This window comes from Mesobacterium pallidum, assembly GCF_019966535.1.
GTDB lineage: Bacteria > Pseudomonadota > Alphaproteobacteria > Rhodobacterales > Rhodobacteraceae > Mesobacterium > Mesobacterium pallidum.
Map to the genome: position 1 here is coordinate 58635 of NZ_JAIMID010000003.1, position 17110 is coordinate 75744.

17 protein-coding genes are annotated in these 17110 nt (G+C 66.9%); 7 read left to right on the top strand and 10 right to left on the bottom strand.

All coding sequences use genetic code 11. The features are described from left to right. Positions 1–109 precede the first annotated feature (109 nt). Positions 110–820, top strand: a complete 711-nt coding sequence (deoD, locus tag MF270_RS05635) for a purine-nucleoside phosphorylase (protein ID WP_238364892.1) — start codon at positions 110–112, stop codon at positions 818–820. Positions 821–1167: 347 nt separating this feature from the next. On the opposite strand, the gene MF270_RS05640 is transcribed toward deoD, so the two are convergent. After that, positions 1168–2001, bottom strand: a complete 834-nt coding sequence (locus MF270_RS05640; protein WP_238364893.1) for an MBL fold metallo-hydrolase — start codon at positions 1999–2001, stop codon at positions 1168–1170. Positions 2002–2118: 117 nt separating this feature from the next. Then, the gene (locus MF270_RS05645) at positions 2119–3645 is read right to left on the bottom strand and encodes a calcium-binding protein (protein WP_238364894.1); all 1527 of its coding nucleotides are present in this window, start codon (positions 3643–3645) and stop codon (positions 2119–2121) included. A 285-nt stretch (positions 3646–3930) separates the two neighbouring features. Here MF270_RS05645 and MF270_RS05650 point away from each other — a divergent pair, with 285 nt between their 5' ends. From MF270_RS05650 to MF270_RS28155, 4 genes are all read left to right on the top strand, one after another. Next, a complete protein-coding gene (locus MF270_RS05650; protein ID WP_238364895.1) occupies positions 3931–4344 on the top strand; it encodes a DUF7282 domain-containing protein in 414 nt (137 codons plus the stop codon). A gap of 179 nt (positions 4345–4523) precedes the next feature. Then, entirely contained in the window at positions 4524–5072 is a 549-nt protein-coding gene (locus MF270_RS05655; RefSeq protein ID WP_238364896.1) for a sigma-70 family RNA polymerase sigma factor, read from the top strand. Continuing rightward, positions 5069–5752 carry an anti-sigma factor gene (locus MF270_RS05660; protein WP_238364897.1) on the top strand — a complete coding sequence of 228 codons (684 nt, stop codon included), beginning with the start codon at positions 5069–5071 and terminating at the stop codon, positions 5750–5752. The genes MF270_RS05655 and MF270_RS05660 overlap by 4 nt, the downstream gene beginning before the upstream one ends. Before the next feature lie 138 nt (positions 5753–5890). Then, positions 5891–6019 (top strand): hypothetical protein, encoded by a 129-nt coding sequence (locus tag MF270_RS28155; RefSeq protein ID WP_272490688.1) that lies wholly within the window; start codon positions 5891–5893, stop codon positions 6017–6019. Between the two features lie 140 nt (positions 6020–6159). Here the strand turns inward: MF270_RS28155 and MF270_RS05665 are convergent, their stop codons facing one another. The 7 genes from MF270_RS05665 to MF270_RS05695 all read right to left on the bottom strand — a co-directional run bounded on the left by MF270_RS05665 (position 6160) and on the right by MF270_RS05695 (position 13023). Then, positions 6160–7065 carry a methylenetetrahydrofolate reductase gene (locus tag MF270_RS05665; RefSeq protein WP_238364898.1) on the bottom strand — a complete coding sequence of 302 codons (906 nt, stop codon included), beginning with the start codon at positions 7063–7065 and terminating at the stop codon, positions 6160–6162. A 13-nt stretch (positions 7066–7078) separates the two neighbouring features. Beyond that, positions 7079–7765, bottom strand: a complete 687-nt coding sequence (locus tag MF270_RS05670) for an alpha/beta fold hydrolase (RefSeq protein ID WP_238364899.1) — start codon at positions 7763–7765, stop codon at positions 7079–7081. Between the two features lie 4 nt (positions 7766–7769). Continuing rightward, a complete protein-coding gene (locus MF270_RS05675) occupies positions 7770–9074 on the bottom strand; it encodes a TRAP transporter large permease (RefSeq protein WP_238364900.1) in 1305 nt (434 codons plus the stop codon). Continuing rightward, entirely contained in the window at positions 9071–9586 is a 516-nt protein-coding gene (locus MF270_RS05680) for a TRAP transporter small permease (protein WP_238364901.1), read from the bottom strand. The genes MF270_RS05675 and MF270_RS05680 overlap by 4 nt, the downstream gene beginning before the upstream one ends. A 3-nt stretch (positions 9587–9589) precedes the next feature. Beyond that, positions 9590–10573: a TRAP transporter substrate-binding protein gene (locus tag MF270_RS05685; RefSeq protein WP_238364902.1), complete on the bottom strand. Its 984-nt coding sequence runs from the start codon at positions 10571–10573 to the stop codon at positions 9590–9592. A 223-nt stretch (positions 10574–10796) separates the two neighbouring features. Then, on the bottom strand, positions 10797–12209 hold the full coding sequence (ligM, locus tag MF270_RS05690) for a vanillate/3-O-methylgallate O-demethylase (RefSeq protein ID WP_238364903.1): 1413 nt from the start codon (positions 12207–12209) through the stop codon (positions 10797–10799). 88 nt (positions 12210–12297) lie between these two features. Beyond that, a complete protein-coding gene (locus tag MF270_RS05695) occupies positions 12298–13023 on the bottom strand; it encodes a GntR family transcriptional regulator (protein WP_238364904.1) in 726 nt (241 codons plus the stop codon). A 205-nt stretch (positions 13024–13228) separates the two neighbouring features. Between MF270_RS05695 and MF270_RS05700 the strand changes: the two genes are divergently transcribed. Beyond that, a complete protein-coding gene (locus MF270_RS05700) occupies positions 13229–15292 on the top strand; it encodes a 4Fe-4S binding protein (protein WP_238364905.1) in 2064 nt (687 codons plus the stop codon). Beyond that, positions 15289–16173 (top strand): FAD:protein FMN transferase, encoded by an 885-nt coding sequence (locus MF270_RS05705; protein WP_238364906.1) that lies wholly within the window; start codon positions 15289–15291, stop codon positions 16171–16173. The genes MF270_RS05700 and MF270_RS05705 overlap by 4 nt, the downstream gene beginning before the upstream one ends. 59 nt (positions 16174–16232) lie before the next feature. On the opposite strand, the gene MF270_RS05710 is transcribed toward MF270_RS05705, so the two are convergent. Continuing rightward, positions 16233–17021, bottom strand: a complete 789-nt coding sequence (locus MF270_RS05710) for an FAD binding domain-containing protein (RefSeq protein WP_238364907.1) — start codon at positions 17019–17021, stop codon at positions 16233–16235. Positions 17022–17110: the final 89 nt, after the last annotated feature.

Genomic DNA, 17110 nt, shown 5'->3' on the forward strand with positions numbered 1-17110 from the left:
GAGCAGACGGCCCACCCTACCCGGTGACGCCACTTCCCCGCTTGCCGGGACGGATGGACTTTGTCGCGCGGCCGGGAAATGATCGCACTCCCGAACCAAGGAGAGCGCCATGACCGTCCACATCGGAGCTAAACCCGGCGAGATCGCCGATACCGTGTTGATGCCCGGCGATCCCTACCGCGCGAAATGGGTGGCCGAGACCTTCCTCGAGAACGCCACCTGCGTGAACGAGGTGCGCGGCATGCTCGGCTTTACCGGAACCTGGCGCGGACAGCGCGTGACGGTGCAGGGGTCGGGCATGGGCATGCCGTCGCTCTCGATCTACGCCAACGAGCTGATCCGCGACTACGGCGCGCAGACCCTGATCCGCATCGGCTCCTGCGGCGGGATGCAGACCGACGTGGGCATCCGCGACGTGATCCTCGCCATGACCGCCTCGACCCTCTCGACCCCCTCGCGGGGCATCTTCCGCGAGCTGAACTTCGCGCCTTCAGCCGACTGGTCCCTGCTGCAGGCCGCCGCCACGGCCGCGCAGGGCATGGAGATCCCAACCCATATCGGCGGCATCTATTCCTCGGACGTCTTCTACGACGAACGCCCCGACCTGACCGAGCAGATGACCCGCCACGGCATCCTCGGGGTCGAGATGGAGACGGCCGAGCTTTACATCCTTGCCGCCCGCCACAAGGTCCGCGCGCTGGCCGTGCTGACCGTCTCGGACCACCTGCTGACGCACGAGGCGCTGCCCTCGGAAGACCGCGAACGCAGCTTCGGCGACATGGTCGAGATCGCCCTGCGCGCCGCCTTCCCGGGGGCCTGATCCCCCTTCATCTTGCCAATAAACTCCGGGGAGCGTGAGGGGCTGGCCCCTCACTCCGTCCATGGTCGCAGGCGCCTTCGGCGAGAGTATTTGGAGAAAAGTGAAAGCAGGGGCGGGGCGCAAACGGCCGGGGCTGCGACCTGTGGCCCAGGACGGATTGCCTCCGGCGGGCATATTGATGGAAAGATGAAAGCAGGGCTCCCCGTGCCCTCTTACCTTGCTGTGAAGACCCAATGGAACGCGAGGGGGCAGGCCCCTCGCATCATAGGTGCCGCGCCTCTGGCGCGAGGGGGCCAGCCCCTCACCTGCCTTGAATGCGCGCCTCGGGCGCCTGGCACCGAACGGGCTCAGAGCGTCTTGTAACCGATCCCCGACCGGGCGACCGTGACGAACTTGTCGGGCCCAAGGATATGCCCGCCCGAAAACCGGATGCCGTCGGTCGCCAGCATGTCCAGCGCCCGCTTGCGCGCCTTGCCGGCCGCCTCGGGGTCGATATCGAAGCCGACGCAGATCTCGGGATTGGCGAATTGCAGAATCTGGGCATGGGCGATGTCCGCCGCCAGCACCAGCTGGTCGTCGCCATCCGAGACGCGGAAGCCGGTATGACCCGGCGTGTGACCATGCAGCGGAATGGCGGTGATCCCGGGCGCGACCTCGGCCCCGTCGGTCCCGGCGAAGGTCACGATCCGGTCCTTGTAGGCCGCCAGCATCGACCCCGCGACCTTGAACCAGCTCTCCATCGGCTCCTGCCCGGAATAGGCGCTTCCGTCGGACCAGAACGCCTGCTCCAGCTCGGAAAAGGTCACCTCGGCATCGGGGAAGACCGCCGCGCCCTCGGCCGTGATCGCGCCGCCGATGTGATCCGGGTGCAGGTGCGTGAAAACCAGCCGCGTGACATCCCCGGGCGCGATCCCCAGCTCGGCCATCGCGGCCTCGAGGTTCGACCCGCCGGGCCCGGCGAGATGCCCGCGCCCGCTGTCGACCATGGTGATCCCCTGCGGGCCGCGCAGGAAGAAGGCGTTGAAGTTGGTGCGGATCTCGGACTCGCCGGCCGCCTCGAGGATCTCGGAAATCTCGTCCTCGCTGGTGTTCAGGAACATTCCCGGCGTGAACTCTGTCGCCCCGTCGGTCACCGCGATGACCTCGATGTCACCCACCCGCGTCGTCAATGTCTCGGCCATGTCACCCTCCATCTGGTTGCCCGCATGACAGGGCAGCTGCCCCCTGACGTCAACCCCCGGCACGGCAAAGGGCCGCGCCACCGGCAGGCGGCGCGGCCCCGTGAGGCAGGCGATGGATCAGAAGATGAAATCGCTCGCGTCGATGCTGGCCACCACCTCGGACTCGATGGTGATCGTGTTGGTCAACGCGCCATAGCTGAGGTCGATCACCACATCCGCGCCCGACTGGATCATGAACGGCTGGATGTCCGGGGCGAAGCCGGTGAAGGCCAGCGCCGAGACGTCGATCAGGTCGACACCGTCGGTGAAGTCGGTGACCACGTCATGGCCACCGTCGAAATCGAAGACGAAGGTATCGGCCTGGGATCCGCCGGTCAGCGTGTCGTTGCCCCGGCCCCCCAGAAGTTCGTCCCGTTCGGTTCCGCCGTCGAGCATGTCGTCGCCGTCGCCCCCGCGCAGGATGTCCTGCCCCCGGTCGCCAAGCACGGTGTCGTCGCCATCGCCGCCGTAGAGCGTATCCGAGCCGCCGCCTCCGTCGACCAGGTCGTTGCCATCGCCGCCAAAGGCAAGATCCGACCCGAAGCTGGCGTCGATCACGTCATCCCCGGTGTAGCCGTAGATCACGTCGCTGCCGCCCTGGCTCGTGACCGTGTCGTTGCCTTCGCCGGCATAAATGGAATCGCTGCCAGCCCCGTCGCCGCCGTCGAGATGGTCGTCACCCGCGCCACCGCGCAGAACGTCGTTGTCGCTGCCGCCGTCGAGGTGATCGGCGATGCCGCCGCCGACCAGCACGTCATTGCCGTCCTCGCCGTAGACCACGCCGTCGATATAGCCGTCGCGGCCGTTGTACCTGTCGTCGCCCGTGCCAAGACGGATGTCGCCGAAGACCTCTCCGGTATTGGTGAAATGATCGATCGCGTGCCGCTCCTGCTCGTTCTCGTGCATGAGCGTCGACTGGTAGGCCAACCCGCTGCTGAAGATCGTGCCGGCGTTCATCACGTCGACCGTGGTCTCGACCTGGCGCCCGGTCTCCTTGTCGACATAGCCGACACCGCCGACCTGGATCGCCGCGATCCCCTCGGCCAGGTTCGAGATCACGCCGTCGGGCGCGTTGTGGATCTGCGCATGATCGGTCACCGCGTCAAAGCGGATCGCATGGGTGCGCAGGGTGTCGCTCTCGTTCGCGATGAGCCCGCTGTTGACGACCGAGAAGGTCGTGCCCGGGGTGCCTTCGTCCAGCAGCAGCGTGTTGTTGGACAGGTGGATCGTGGCGGGCACGCCCGTGGCGCCCTGACCGCCTGTGCTTTGCGTGACGATCTCGCCGTTGTTCACGATCGAGACGTCGTTGAAATACCCGTTCGAGTTGCCGTAGCCGACGACGGCGCCGAAGGTGGACGAGCTGACGCTGCCGCTGTCGCCGACGAAAAGCGATCCGCCGCCGATCTCTTCGCCCATGACGATGCCGGAGCGGAAACCGTGCACCGTCCCGTGAATGTCGAGCGAATTGTTGGAAAAGGCACGGATGCCGACGTCATCGGTCGAGATCAGGTAGCGATCGTCGAGCAGGAAGAGGTTGTCTCCGATGCCGCCGAGGGAAAACGCGGTGCCGGGACCGGCGAAGGATGTGGGGACGAAAGTGGGCATGTCTGGGAACCTTGTGTTTGAATGACTGCAGGAAATGCGGAACCAGAATACCATTCAGCCTGAGATTGCCGAAACGCATTTAAAGGTTGTGCCACAGACGCTTGAACCCAACGTCCGGAATTCCATACCCGGCCGAAAATCGACGCTTTCCTGTTATTTTCAGCAGGTTTGGACTTTTTTTGCGACTCGCTGAAACTCTGCCGCACCGGTCCTCGTGGATTTGGTCAACGCCGCGCCGAAACGGCCGCGGTGGAGACGGAAACCAGACCGAAAGGATACCAACACATGCGTAACTTCATCCTCACCGCCGCCGCCGCAGTGACCGCAACCGGCGCCTTTGCCGCCAGCCATTCCATGGCCCCGATGGTCGAGGCGATGGACCAGAGCGTCGCCAACGGCGTCGTCAGCGCCGAGATGATCGTCGCGCCGCAGAACGGCTGGATGGTCGTGCACCGCACCGATGCCGACATGGCCCCCGGCCCGGTCGTCGGCTACGCTCCCCTGCGCGAGGGCGAGAACGTCGACGTCGCCGCGATCCTGACCGAGGACGTCGCGCCGGGCGACATGCTCATGCTGATGGTGCATGGCGAAGACGGCGGCATGACCACCGGCCAGTTCGAATACACGCTCGGCGCCAAGGAAGACGGCCCGATCCGCATGGACGGCAACCTGGTGATGAAGATCGTCACCGCCAAGTAAGCACCGGTTTCGCGACCCGCGGTGGGATCCCGCGGGGACGCGAGCCGGGCCGGGACCTGGGACGTAGTCCCGGCCCGGCGGCCCCTGGCCCCTTGCGGGTCGGGGGCCTTTTTTCTTTTGCAGTTGCCGAACCGTGCGGTGGCCCTAAACTCTGGAGTCACCAAGCGCGAAGAGGGCCGATGGCGACCCTGGAAGAGATCGAAGACTGGATTGCGCGCTGCGCGCTCGGGGACCGGGCGGCATTTTCTTCCCTATATGATGCCACCTCGGCGAAACTCTTTGGGGTCTGCCTGCGTGTGTTAAAGCACAGGGGCGAGGCAGAGGAGTGCCTGCAGGATGTCTACATCCGGATCTGGCGCAAGGCCGACCGCTATGCCGTGACCGGACACAGCCCGATGACCTGGCTGATCACGGTGGCGCGCAACCTCGCCATCGACCGGCTGCGGGCCCGGAGGCCCGATGCCGGGGCCGAGGATATCGCGGACCGCCGCGACCTCAGCGCGCCGGGGCCCTCCCCCGAAGCCGCGGTGATCGCGGGGTCGGAGGCACGGCGGATCGCCGGCTGCATGAACGAGCTGGACGAAGACCGTGCCGATGCCGTCAAGGGCGCCTACCTTGACGGCGACACATACCAGGAGCTGGCCGAAAGACACGGCGTGCCCCTGAACACGATGCGAACCTGGCTGCGCCGCAGCCTGCAGAAACTGAGAGAGTGCCTGGATCGATGAGCCAGCCCGACGACCCTGACGACATCGCCCTGGCGGGCGAATACGTCCTGCACCTGATGGATGCAGAGACGCGTCGGGCGTTCGAGGCCCGGATCCTGGCCGAGCCGGCGCTGGCCGCTCTGGTCCTGCAATGGGAAGCGTCGCTGGTCCAGCTGTCGGACGATTTCGTGCCCACCCCGCCCCCGCCGCGGGTCTGGCGGCAGATCGAGGCCGAGCTCTTCCCCAAGGCGCGCGCGCGCACCTCTCCGCTACGCTGGCTGGCCGGGGCGGCCTTTGGCGCCGCACTGGTCGCCGCGGTCGTGCTGATCCTGCCGCAAACCGAATTCCTGCGCGAGGCACCTGCCAGCCACGCCGCCGAGGTCGCGGCCGAGGACGGGTCGCTGGTCATCGCGGCGGCCTATTCGGCCGAGACCGGCACGCTGCGGCTTGACCGGGTCGCGGGCGAGGCCCGCCCGGGCCGGGTGCTCGAGCTGTGGCTGATCGCCGAGGGCGCGCCGGCGCCGGTGTCGCTGGGCGTGCTGCCCGATGAGACCGAGGTCGCCATCGCCATCCCCGCCGCACTGGCCGAGGGGCTGACCCAGGGCGGCACGCTGGCCGTGTCGGACGAACCGCCCGGCGGTTCGCCCACGGGCGTGCCCACGGGCGACGTGCTGGCCGTCGGCCCTGTTCAGTCGCTTTGATCGCGGCCCCGGGACCCCCTCAAGGGGTCCTTCCCGACCGCCCCGACAAATTTTCCACGAATTTTCGGGGTGGCGTGAAACTTTCCGCCGTCCGCTTCGTGACTCCTGTCGGGTAGCGCGCAAGGCAGGGGGCCAAGGATGCAGCGATGGATCCTCATGGTGATTTCGCTCGGATGCCTTGTCCTCATGGGCCTTGCGTCGCTGACCGCCGCGCCGGTGTTGTCCCCCGGTGCGGACGCGCCCGCCCCACCGGGCGCGCTGAAATGAACTCGGGCCCCGTCGGGGCCCGCGATGCTTGTTTGACGAGTACATCCCCTCGTTGACGGGTGGGCTGGTGGCTCTTCCATTCCCGGGGCCGTCGGCCTGGCAGGGGCGTGCCGGCCAAGGCCGCGCGCCCCTGTCGCCATTCAGCCGTCCAGCAGCGCTTCGGCGAAGCCCGCGTTGGTCTTGATCCCACCCAGCGGGAAGAAGTGGACCTTCTGGATCAGGCTGTCCGGGTGCGCCACGTGATGGGCCGCGAAATCTTCCAGCACCTCGGTCGGCTCGAAGGGCAGCAGCAGCTTGGTCACGTCCTTTGCGCGGCGTTGCAGCACGCGCAAAGACGGCCCGACCCCGCAGGCGATCGAGAACTTGATCAGCGTTTGCAGCTTGGCCGGGCCGGCAATACCGACATGGATCGGCAGCGTGACGCCCATGGCCTGAAGCCGCGCGGCCCAGTCGATGACCGGCTGCGCCTCGAAGGCGAACTGCGTGGCAATCGCCATCTCGGCATCGGTCTTTTCCGAAAAGCCCTGCTTCCACATCACCGCCTCGTCGACCAGCTTGGTCGAGCCATCGGCGTCGATGTCCTTGTTGCCCTCGGGGTGACCGGCGACGTGCAGGCGCTTGAAACCGGCAAGGTCGAAGAGCCCGGTTTCGAGCAGCTGCATCGAGCTGTGGAAATCGCCATGCGGCTTGTCCACGCCGCCCGCCAGCAGCAGCGCCTGGTCCACGTTCGCCTCGCCCTGGTAGCGGGCGATCCAGTCGCCCAGCGTGGTCGCGTCCTTGATGATCCGCGCGGGGAAGTGCGGCATGACCGGGAAGCCCTCGGCGTTCAGGCGCCTGGCGGTCTCGACCATGTCCTCGATGGGCGTGCCGTCGATATGGGCGATGTAGACGCGGGTGCCCGCGGGCAGGATGTCGGCAAAGCTGTCGACCTTGGCGGCCGTGCGCGGCATCACCTCGATGGAAAAGCCTTCGAGGAAGCCTTGCAGCGCCTCGGATGCCGGTGCGGGTGCGTCGGTCTTGCGGTCCTTCAGTCTGAAGATGGCCATGGGTCTCTCCTCCTTAGCTCTCTGCGGTCAGGAACGGCACAAGCACCGCGTCGACCTGTTCGGGGCGCTCCATGGGGGCGAAATGCCCCGCCTCGTCGATCACGACGAGCTGCGCCTGCGGCATCATCGCCGCGATGTCTTCGTGTTGGCTGACCGGGCTCCACTGGTCCTCGCGGCCGACCAGGATCAGCGCGGGGCAACGCACCTCGCGCAGGTGATCGGTGTCGGGGCGGGTCACCAGCGCATGGATCTGGCGTTCGTGCAGGTCCGGGTCTTTCGACAGGACCATGTCAGTCAGCCGCCCCATCAGCTCGGGGTTCTGCTGGTTGCCCTCCCAGACCATGGGCGGCAGCCAGCGCTTGGCCAGGGCCTCCATCCCGTTGGCATGGGCGTAGGCGACGATCTCGGCCCGCTTCTCGCGCTCGTCCTTCTTGAGGGGGTGGATGCCGGTATCCAGCAGCGCGACCCGTTCGATCCGCTCGGGCGCGCGGCGCAGCATCTCGATGGCGACGCGGGCGCCCATGGAATGGCCCGCCACCCGCAGCTGGCCGGGGGTGCGGTCGAGGCAATCCTGCGCCATCTGCCCGATCCTGTCCTGCGTCGACAGGTCCGCGACCTGCGCCAGCGGGATATGGGCCAGCACGGATTCCCAGACGATGGCATCGCAGAGCAGCCCGGGGATGAGAAGCGTGGTCGCCATCGCCCTAGCCGATCATCGTGTTGGGCAAGAGCAGCACGATCTGCGGGAAGAGCATGAGCAGGATCAGCGTCACCACCATGGCGATCAAGAACGGGATCACGCCGCGGAAGATGCGCCCCAGCTCGACCCCCGGCGCCACCGATTTCACGATGAACACGTTGAGCCCGACTGGCGGCGAGATCAGCCCCATTTCCAGCGTCAGCACCACGAGGACGCCGAACCAGATCGGGTCGATCCCCAACTGCTGGATCACCGGGAAGAAGATCGGCATCGACAGCACCAGCATGGCGAAGCCTTCGAGGAAGCAGCCCAGCACCAGGTAGCAGGCCAGGATCACCGCCAGCACGCCCAGCGGCGGCAGCGCCAGCGTCGACAGGAAGTCACCCAGCGCCTGCGGGATGTGGCTGAGCGCGAGGAACGGGTTGATCATATGCGCCGCGATCAGGATCAGCATGACGGCGGCGGTGGTCGAGACGCTGTCGCGCGCCGCGCTCCACAGTGCCTTGAGCGTCAGGGTCCGCATGACCGCGCCGAACAGGATCACCAGGCCGGCGCCGACGGCCGCGGCCTCGACCGGGCTGAAGAAGCCGCCGTAGATGCCGCCGATGGTCAGCAGGATCACGGTGATGATCGGCAGCGCGCCGACCATGGCGCGGCCTTTCTCGCTCATCGTGGTCTTGGGGCCGGCGGGGCCGAGCTTTGGGTTGATCCAGCACATCAGCGACACCGTCGCGATGAACATGCACAGCAGCAGCAGGCCCGGCAGCACGCCGGCCAGGAACAGCCGGCCTATGCTTTCCTGCGTCAGGATCGCGTAGATCACAAAGCCGGTCGAGGGCGGGATCAGGATGCCCAGCGTGCCGCCCGCGGCAACCACACCGGTCGACAGGCGGTCGTCGTAGTTGAAGCGCTCCATCTCGCGCAAGGAGACCTTGCCCATGGTTAGCGCCGAGGCAACGGACGAGCCCGAGAGCGCAGCAAATCCGCCGCAGCCGATCACGGTGGCCGAGGCAAGCCCGCCCCGGATCGAGCCGATCATCGCGTAGGCCGCGTCGTAGAGCTTGCGGCTCATCCCTGTTTCGGTGGCCACGTTGCCCATCAGGATGAACAGCGGCACGACGACCAGCTCGGCCGAGGAGGCGAGCGTGAACGCCTCGGACGCGAGCGTCGAGGTGGCGGCGCCCAGCCCGTTCAGGATCCAGATGCCGACAAAGCCGACCGCGAACATGGCAAAGGCCACGGGAATGCGCAGGGCGAGCAGCACGAAGAGGATGCCCATCCCCCAAAGGCCGAGTGCGAAACCGCTCATAATTCTGTCAGCCCTTCATGTTCCTGGTGATCCATCCGGCCGGTCAGAAGCGCGAGCAGGCGCACCAGCATACCGAAGGCAGTGAGGGTGGATGCGCCGACGACGAACCACTGGAACCAGGCCTTGGGCAGGTAGATGATGTTGGTCTTGAGGTTCAGCATGAGGCTGAGCTTGGAGCTTTCCCAGACATGCCAGGCGATGGTGGCGAAGATCACCGCGCCCAGCAGGGCGGTGGCGATGTCGCCCAGCCGGATCACCCAGTGGGGAAAGCTGCGCTCGAACAGGTCGACGGCGATATGCCCGCCCATCCGGTCGCACAGGGCCATGCCTCCGAAGACGATCAGCACCAGGCCCATCTGCGTGATGTCCTGCGCGCCGGTCAGAGGTTGGCCGAAATACCGGCCGACCACGTCGACCATGATGACGCCCACCAGACCCAGCAGCCCGATGGTGCCAATGAGTGCGGAGAGGCTTGTGAGCCCCTCCGCGATCTTGTCGAGCGTGCGATACAAGGCTTACTTGCCCTGCATGGCTGCGAGGACGTCCTCGTAGCCACCTTCGGCCACGATCTGCCCCATGACCGGCAGCGTGACCTCGCCAAAGGCGGCGGCCTCTTCGTCGCTCAGGGTGTAGACGGTGTTGTCGCCGGTGGCTTCGAGGTCGGCCAGCACCTGGGCCGCGCGGGCGTTCCAGCCCTCTTCGGCCGACTTGGACAGCGGGCGGCCGGCGATGGCATCAAGCGCGTCCTTCTCGGCCTGGGGCAGGCTGTCGTACTTGGCGCCGTTCATCAGCAGGTAGAACGAGATGCGGCCCAGCGGCGCGCCGATCGTGTAGCTGTTGGCCACTTCGTCCAGCTTGAAGTCACCCACCGCCGAGGCCCCGGTGACCACGCCGTCGATCAGGCCGGTCTGCAGCGAGTTGTAGATCTCGCCCGCGGGCATCTGCACCGGGGTCGCGCCCAGCGCCTCGATCGTGGCGGCCGCGGCCGAGCCGGAGACGCGGATCTTGAGGCCCTGCAGATCGGCCGGGGTGCGGATGTCGATGTCCTTCATGATGAAGATGTTGGGCTCGGAGAGCCACAGGGCGAGCGGCTTGGTGGCCGGGAATTCGCTTTGCAGCAGGCCCGCGTCCATCGCGTCCCAGATGATGTCATAGCCGGTCTTGCCCTCGGGCAGCGCGCCGGGCAGTTCCGAGACCATGGTCTTGGGGAATTGCGACGAGGTGTAGCCCTGCAAGCCCCAGACGATATCAGCCACGCCCTGGACGACGCGGACGTATTGCTCGAGCGGGCCCTTGCCCAGCTCGCCGCCCGGATAGACCTCGATCTCGAGGCCCGAGCCCTCGACCGCGGCGATCAGCGGCTCGATGGTCGAGCTGGTCAGCACGTGCGCCGGCGGCACCCAGTGCGCCAGTTTCAGCGTCTCGGCGGCGGCGGGCAGCGCCATGGCGCCGGCCACGATGGCCGCGGCGACGGTTTTAGCGAAGTTCTTGTGGATCATTGGTAGTCCTCCCGAATGGTTACCGACCGCCTGGACAAGCTTGTGCGGCTGGTTGGCATAAGGCTTAGCGCCCGTGCCCTAGGCGTCCAAGTCAAATCTCGGACATTTCTATAAGGCCCGGCTATAGACACGCGCTCCTCAACCCTTGCGCGCACCGCCATGACCCTAGGGAAAATGGCGGGAAATTGCCTTCCCGCCATATTCATTTTCAGACGATCCGGGCTCAGCTGCCCTTGGTGCGCCAGCTGTCGGCGTAGTTCTCGCGGGCCTCGCTCGAATACGGGGTCGGCGACACGCGGACGCGGATCTCGGTCTGCTGGTGCGTCTCGGTCGAGGTCTTGCCGGTCGGCTCGGGCTCGCCCCACTTGAGGGTCAGCACGTCACCAACCTGGACGCTGGTGTCCACCACGCCGAGGCTCAGCAGGCAGCGTTCGTTGTAGCTGTAGCCGTTGAACATCGACATGCCGACCATCTTGTCGCCGTTCATGACCATGTCGGCCGAGGACGAGGCGTAGTTCGGCTGCGGGAAGTCGATCCACTTGTAGGGAATGCCCTCTTCGAAGTTCGACGCGATGACCTTCAGCACGTCTTCCTTGTTCCACTCGAAGGTGACCTTCTTGCGCTTGGGACCTTCGGCCTTGATCTTCTCGAGAGCGGCCTTGCCGATGAAGTCGGCCTTTTTCCAGCCGATGTAGAAGTCGTAGCCCAGTTCGAACGGGTTGACGTAGTAGTCTTCGATGTTGTCGCTGACATACGACCCGCCGATCGACCCGGCGGCCTCGTAGGCCTCGACGCCCAGCCACTTGCGGTATTCGGCGACCATGTCACCGCCGGTGTAGATGCCCGGCAGCGGCGACGGGATCCAGCCCGATTCCAGCGTGTTGGTCGAATAGGCGCGGCTGCCGCACTGGACCAGGTTCACGCCGGCGTCGCGCGCGGCCTGCAGGATGGTCGAGTGGATGTAGTCCTTGTCCTTGTAGGGGCCCCAGACCTCGAGGCCCGGCGCGCCGGACATGCCGTGGCGCAGCGCCTGCACCTTCTTGGAACCGATGTTGATCCACTCGACGTGGAAGAACTTGATATCGGGGATCGGGCCGCCGTTCATCTTTTCGAAGATCGCGCCGGCGTCGGGACCCTGGATCTGGAAGCGGTAATGCTCGCGCAGCACGCGCTCGCCCTCGGGGCGCGACGGCGAACGGGGGTCGTGACGGATGCGGACGTTCCAGCTGCCGTAGGAGGCGGCGAACATCAGCCAGTTGGACACCGGGGCGCGGCCGACGAGGATGAACTTGTCCTCACGCTCACGGAAGATGATGTGGTCGCCGATCACGTGGCCGGCGGGGGTCACCGGCACGTAGTGCTTGGCGCGGTTCAGGTTGAAGTTCCCGAAGGCGTTGATGCCGTGGTAGGCAAGGAATTCCTCGGCCTGCGGGCCTTCGACGATCAGCTCGTCCATGTGGTGCGACTGGTCGAACAGCACGGCCGACTTGCGCCAGGCTTCCTGTTCCACGCGCCAGTTCGAGAATTCCGGTGCGACGACCGGGTAGACGTACATGCCGATCTTGGAATCGCGCAGGTGGCCGACGATGTCGCCGCCCTTCTCGTCGATGATGTCTTGCAGGCTCGTATTGGCCATTGGGTGTCCTCCCATTGCGTTAATGTATACATTTCGCCGAAATCGGCACGGTTTTGCAAGGGTCATTTTTCGCCGCAGCGCGGCGAGATCACTCCACCAGCAGCGCGAGGCTGGCAGGCTTGGCGCCCGCCGCGTCGCGCAGGATGTATTCGAGGTTCCGGCGCGCGATCATCGCGTGCTCGCGGGCGATGGCCTCGGCCCGGGCGCCCTGACGGGCCAGGATCGCCTCGACCAACCCGCGGTGCTGGCTTTGCGCGACGATCAACGACAGGTGGAAATCGCGCAGCGCCCGCTGGTCGGGCAGAAAGGCCGAGGGAGAGGCAAAGGGCAGCGACTTGGCGCGATCCAGCTCACGCTGCACGACCTCTGACGAACAGAGCATTCCCAGCTCATCGTGAAATCGAGCGTTGAACTCATAATAACTTTCAAAATCAACATTTTCAGGTTGTGAACCGACACTCTTTTCAAGCTGCGCGAGGGTCTCCTGGACGGCGCTCATCCGGGCCTCTTCCCAGCCGCGCTCCGCCGCCAGCCGGGCGGCTGTGCCTTCGAGCACGCCGCGCAACTCTATGGCGTCTACCACGTCGTTGTAGGCAAAGCTGCGCACCATGAATCCACGGCCCGATGCGCGCTCCAACAACCCCTCTTCGGCCAGCCGCGACATGGCCTCGCGCACCGGCGTGCGCGAGATGTCGAGCTCTTCGGCCAGCGCCACCTCGTAAAGACGGGTGCCGCCCGTGAGCTCTCCGTTCATGATCCGGCGCCGCAGTTCGAACACCGCGCGCTTGGTCTGGTTCTGCGTAGTTGTGGCCATGGAACCTCCGATCTCTCCCTTGTCGCAATGTATACATAAACCCGTCGGAACGCCAAACCCGAATCACACGCGGCCTGTCCGGTCAGACCTTCGTCGCATATCCGGGGGCCGAACCCGATCCTATCGTCGCCACATGTGGAGGAGATCGACCGGGCCCCTCGGTGCGGCGCTTGCGCTGTGCCTGGCCCTCATCGCGCAAGTAACCATGGCCGAGCCGCTGCCCCGCGAGACCATCGCGGAGCGCGTGCGCGCCCCCATGTCGCTGGGCGAGCCGGTGAACGACAAGGGCGTCTACCAGCTTCTGAACTCCGGCGGGGCCCATGCCGGCTATGTCTTCGAGACCGAGCCGATGGCCCCCCTGCCCGGCTTTTCCGGCGCGCCGATCAACCTGCTGGTGACGCTCGACCTCGACGGCCGGTTCCTCGACGTGCAGATCCTGGAACACAACGAACCGATCTTCGTCTCGGGCCTCGGGCAGGCGCCCTTCAACGCCTTTGTCGAACAGTACCGCGGCCATTCGATTTCCGACACGCTGGTGGTCGGCACGCCCTATGGCGATGCGACGGCGGGCAGCGCGCTGGTCTATCTCGACGGGGTGACCAAGGCGACCGCCAGCGTTCGGATCGCGCACGAGACGATCCTGGCCGCCGCCCTGCAGGTCGCGCGCGAAAAGATGAACGGCGTCGCGGCGGGCCCGCCCGCCCATCCCGACCCCACGGTCGACGAGGCGCTCGACTGGCAGGCGCTGGTGGACCAGGGCCTCGTGACCCGCAAGATCGTCACCAATGCCGAGGTGCAGGCCGCGTTCGCCGGCACGCTCTGGGAAGACGACGACCCCGAGGCGCTCTCGGACCCCCAAGCGCCCTATCTCGACCTCTGGATCGTGGACCTCGGCCCGCCCTCCATCGCACGGGCGGTGCTGGACGAAGGCTCGTTCGAGACGCTGCAAGGCTTCCTCGAGATCTCCGGCACGGACGAGCCGATCCTGGTGGTCGAGACCGCCCGCCACGGGCTGGTGAGCGAGGATTTCATCCGCAACACTTCGCCCGACTGGCTGAGCGCGGAACAGGGCGGGTTCCCGATCGCGCTGCGCGATGCCGACCTGATCTTCGACCTGGCGCGGGACGTGCCGCAGGCGCTGCATGATGCGGTCTACGACGGCCATGCGCTGATCCTGCGCACCGACCGGCGGCTCGGGTTCGACCCGGCCAGCCCGTGGGAGTTGCAGGTCGCGGCCATTCGCGAACATGGCGTCTTTCAGCCGCAGGTCGGCTCGGTCACGCTGACGGCCGACCATGCCACGCCCGAGCGGTTCTTTACCCGCCCCGGCGTGGTGCAGACCCTGCCGCCCTGGCGCGAGGCGCTGCGTGGCCGGGCCGACGACATGATCGTGCTGGGCGTGGTCCTGGCCCTGCTGCTGGCGCTGCTGGGGCCGGGGATGAACCGGCTGGCGGGGCTGCGCATCTTCACGCCGGTGCGGCTGGGCATCCTGGCCATTGTCACCGGCTTCATCGGCTGGTGGGGCCAGGGGCAGCTGTCGATCGTCACGCCCCTGGCCGCCCTGCGCACCGCGCTTGACGGGGGCAGTTTCGCCTTCCTGCTCTACGATCCGTTCTCGCTGCTGATCTGGGCGGTGGTGATCGTGGGCTTCGTGCTCTGGGGCCGTGGCCTCTTTTGCGGCTGGCTCTGCCCCTTCGGCGCCTTGCAGGAATTCGCCAGCCACATCGGCCGCCTGCTGCGGGTGCCGCAGGTCGAGCCCTCGGCCGGCTGGGATGCGCGCCTCAAGCTACTGAAATACGTCGTGCTGGCGGGGCTCATCGGCGTGACGGTCTTTGCCCCGACCCATATCGACAAGGCGGCCGAGGTCGAGCCCTTCAAGACCGCGATCACCACCTTCTTTCTCCGTGAATGGTACTACGTGGCCTATGCGGCCCTGTGGCTGGTGCTGTCGATGGTGCTGTTCAAGGGGTTCTGCCGCTATGTCTGCCCCCTTGGCGCGCTGATGGCGATCGGGGGGCTGCTGCGCGGCCGCGACTGGATCGCGCGGCGCGCCGATTGCGGGTCGCCCTGCCAGCTCTGCCGGGTGAAATGCCGCTACGGGGCCATCGCGCCCTCGGGCCGGATCCAGTACGACGAATGCTTCCAGTGCCTCGATTGCGTGGCGATCCACGACGACCCCCGGCAATGCGTGCCGCTGATCCTCGAGGCGCGGCAGGGCCAGCGCCCACGCCGCCGCACCGGCCATCCGAACGAGGTGCCCGCCGAATGAACCGCCGCCGTTTCCTTGCCCTCTCGGCCAGCTTTTCCGCCCTGATGGGCAGCCACGCCTCGGCCAGCGCCTATTCGGACCGCTGGGACGGCGTCGCACTCGGCGCCGACGTGAGCGTGACCCTGAGTGGCCCGCGCCCGGCGGTGCGGGAGATGCTGGCGGACCTGCCACAGATGCTGGACAGGATCGAGGAGACCTTCAGCCTCTACCGGCCCACCTCGGCCCTCATGCGCCTCAACACCGAAGGGGCGCTGCCCCCGAACGCGGATTTCGACGCCATCCTCGGACGCGCGGCTCAGGCGCATCGTCTGACCGGCGGGCTCTTCGATCCGACCATCCAGCCGCTCTGGCAGGCGCTGGCCAACAGCGAAGACCCAGGCCCGGCACGAGCCCTGATCGGCTGGGACCGGGTGCGCAGGGGGCCCGCCGGCACCCGCCTTGCCCCCGGCCAGCAACTGACCTTCAACGGCATCGCCCAGGGCTTTGCGACCGACCTTGTGCGCAGGCAGCTTGCCGCCCGTGGCTTCACCCATGCGCTGGTGAACCTCGGCGAATACGCGGCGCTTGGCGGGCCGTTCCGGCTGGGTCTCTCAGACCCCGCGCATGGGCCGATGGGCCAGCGCACCCTGACCGGCGGCGCCATCGCCACCTCGAGCCCCGGCGCGCTGCACCTCGGCGACACGGGCCATATCCTGTCGCCCGACGGCCGCCCGGCGCTCTGGTCCACGGTGAGTATCGAAGGCCCCTCGGCCACCCTGGCCGACGCCCTCTCGACCGCCGCCGTCTTCCTGCCGCGTCCCGAACTTGCCCGCCTCAAGACCGAGGCTCGGCTGACCCGGATCACGGTCATCTCGCCGGACGGCGACCTCTCCACGCTCTAAACAAACGAAAACCCCCGGCCCATCGGACCGGGGGTTCCAAGTCTCGAAACCGGCAGCGATCAGCCCGCCGCAGCCACCGCCCGCTTGGTCAGCACGCCGATCAGATGCGCGCGATAGGCGCCCGAGCCATGCAGGTCGGTGATCATGCCATCGGCCGAGGCGGCCAGCCCCGCCACCGCATCGGGCGAGAAATTGCCGGACAGCGCCTCTTCGGCCTCGGTCCAGCGGAACACGCCCTCCTCGGAGGCGCCGGTCACCGCCACGCGCACGCCATCCGCGTACTTGGCGACAAAAACGCCGACCAGAGCGAACCGCGATGCCGGCTGCTCGAACTTCTGGTAATTCGCCGCCTCGGGGATGGGGAACTTGACCGCGGTCACGATCTCGCCCTCGTCCAGCGCGGTGGTGAACATACCCTGGAAGTAGTCGTCCGCCGCGATCTCGCGCTTGTCGGTGACGATGGTCGCGCCCGAGGCCAGCGCCGCCGACGGGTAGCAGGCCGCCGGGTCGTTGTTGGCGAGGCTGCCGCCGATGGTGCCGCGGTTGCGCACGGCCGGGTCGCCGATGCCGCCGGCCAGCGCCGCCAGCGCCGGATAGGCCGACGCCGCCTCGGCCGCCACGACCGCATGCTTGGTGCCGCCGCCGATGGTCAGCGTGCCGCCGTCGGCGCTCACGCCTTGCATCTCGGCGATGCCCATGAGGCTCACCAGTTTCGACGGGCTCGCCAGGCGCTGCTTGAGCGTCGGGATCAGCGTCTGCCCCCCGCCCAGCGCCAGCGCGTCCTCGTCCTTCAGCGCCACGACAGCATCGGCGACACTGGTCGGCTTCTCAAAATCGAATGCGTACATTCTGTTTCCTCCTGCAGGTCCACCCGAAGATCCCCTGCTTCATCTTGCCAGATAAACTCCGGGGGTTGCCATTGTCGCGCCATTGGTCC